The following is a 547-nucleotide window of genomic DNA, read 5'->3' on the forward strand; positions in this document are numbered from 1 at the left end:
GTCCGGCCCGTGTCCGGCGGTGTTTTCGCAGGTGGGGCGGCATTTGGGCGCGGTGTCCGGGACGCGGGCACCTATTGTGCTGCTGGCGTACACGCCGCGGAAAAACATACATACGGACAGTGACACCTGGTAACGCTCTGTTGAACGTTTTTTCTTAGTCCTTGTCACTTCACCGCTCAGAAGGGAGAAACGCCCGGACACCATGACACCGCAGGTCAGAGCGTCCGGACACGGCCCGGACACGGCCGGACACGGGCTCGGTGTCCGGCCGGTGTCCGGACACGGTGCCCACCGAATCGGGGTCACGGCTTCTCCCGGAGGCAGTTGATCGCATGGGCCTGGGTGTCGTACTCGAAGCCGCACGTGCCGCAGGTGGGCACTTCGCCGAGCAGGGCCGGCTGGTGTCCGGTGTCCGGCCGGTCCGCCTCGGCGGCGTCGTCGCCTTTCTCCTGGCCCAGACGCAACCCCTGCACGTAGTAGGGGCGCGGCTCCCCGCGCTTCCCGGGCCGGATGACCCGGACCTTTCCGTGATGCGCCGACCGCAGGT

Annotated in this window: 1 protein-coding gene; it reads right to left on the reverse strand. The window is 67.5% G+C overall.

What is annotated here, in order from left to right:
- Window positions 1–302: 302 nt before the first annotated feature.
- The coding region (locus tag ABD369_RS40935; RefSeq protein ID WP_344641714.1) for a hypothetical protein at window positions 303–547 on the reverse strand (245 nt) is incomplete at its 5' end.

The sequence above is a fragment of the Kitasatospora cystarginea genome, from assembly GCF_039533515.1.
GTDB lineage: Bacteria > Actinomycetota > Actinomycetes > Streptomycetales > Streptomycetaceae > Kitasatospora > Kitasatospora cystarginea.